Here is a 1,435-nt window from a genome sequence, read left to right as displayed (position 1 = left end):
CAGTTGGGGGAAGTGCAATATGTTGCTGGTGTGGATGTAGGTTTTGAGGAGGATGGCGCTATATCACAGGCAGCAGTAGCAGTTNTAAGCTTTCCCGACTTGCAGCTGAGGGAAAATGCGATCGCACGCAGACCCACTACCTTTCCCTATGTACCAGGCTTCCTATCATTTCGAGAAGTCCCTGTAGTACTGGATGCTTTGGAAAAAATTAGCATTATCCCTGACTTAATTTTGTGTGATGGTCAGGGCATTGCCCATCCTCGTCGCTTTGGTCTTGCCTGCCATCTGGGGGTACTGACAGATATTCCTACCATTGGTGTGGCTAAGTCGCGATTCATTGGTGATCATGAACAGTTGCCCGAAAACAAAGGTAATTGGCAACCGCTGAGGGATGATGGAGAAATCATTGGAGCCGTTGTGCGTACTCGGACTGGAGTTAAGCCAGTCTATGTTTCCATTGGTCATCGCATCAGCTTACCCACAGCAATTGATTATGTGTTGCGCTGCACATCTAGGTATCGATTACCAGAAACAACTCGCTGGGCTGATCAACTAGCATCAAAGTGAAGTTAGAATTTAGAATTTAGAATTTAGAATTTAGAAGTTAGAATTTAGAATTTAGAATTTAGAATTTAGAATTTAGAATTTAGAATTTAGAATTTAGAATTTAGAATTTCCCATCCTACATTCTGCCTTCTGCCTTCTGCCTTCTGCCTTCTGCCTTCTGCCTTCTGCCTTCTGCCTTCTGCCTTCTGCCTTCTTCATTCTGCCTTCTGCCTTCTGCCTTCTTCATTCTGCCTTCTTCATTCTACATTCTACATTCTACATTCTTCATTCTACATTCTACATTCTTCATTCTTCATTCTTCATTCTTCATTCTTCATTCTTCATTCTTCATTCTTCATTCTTCATTCTTCATTCTTCATTCTTCATTCTTCATTCTTCATTCTTCATTCTTAAATGAACTTATTGGATAATTCCAGGATGATGGTGAGAGTGGTCTAGGTGTTGGAGAGTTTGGGAATCAATACCCATTTCAGAGGCATAGGGAGCCAAGAACTCACCCTCTGACATGGTAGTAGGATTAACAGCCACGGCTTTTTCCATGGTGTCTGCACTAGCGAATTGATTTTCCTGAACCCAGGCTTGATACTCTTCGGGTGTTTCAACGATCAACCGGGTTTTCATTCCTCCATGGTAGGACCCGCAGAGTTCAGCACAGATGATCGGGTAATCACCCACTCTAGTGGCTGTAAACCCTAGTTGACTAGTCCGACCTGGGATAGCATCTTGCTTAATCCGAAACTCTGGCAACCAAAAGGCGTGGATCACATCGTTAGCTTCGATATTCAGCTTANCCAGTTGTCCCACTGGGACATGCATTTCCCCAGAGATAACACCGGTTTGAGGGTAGGTGAAAATCCAGGCATACTGC

2 protein-coding genes are annotated in these 1,435 nt (G+C 43.7%); one reads left to right on the top strand and one right to left on the bottom strand.

The genetic code is table 11. The features are described 5' to 3' along the window. Positions 1-567: deoxyribonuclease V (nfi, locus tag LYNGBM3L_RS14290; protein ID WP_008184382.1), on the top strand; the 567-nt coding region annotated here is incomplete at its 5' end. A 399-nt stretch (positions 568-966) separates the two neighbouring features. On the opposite strand, the gene LYNGBM3L_RS14285 is transcribed toward nfi, so the two are convergent. Beyond that, positions 967-1,435 (bottom strand): cytochrome c oxidase subunit II (locus LYNGBM3L_RS14285; protein ID WP_008184378.1); only part of this gene is annotated, 469 nt, incomplete at its 5' end.

It is taken from the genome of Moorena producens 3L (assembly GCF_000211815.1).
GTDB lineage: Bacteria > Cyanobacteriota > Cyanobacteriia > Cyanobacteriales > Coleofasciculaceae > Moorena > Moorena producens.
This window is presented reverse-complemented; position numbering and strand designations above follow the sequence as displayed.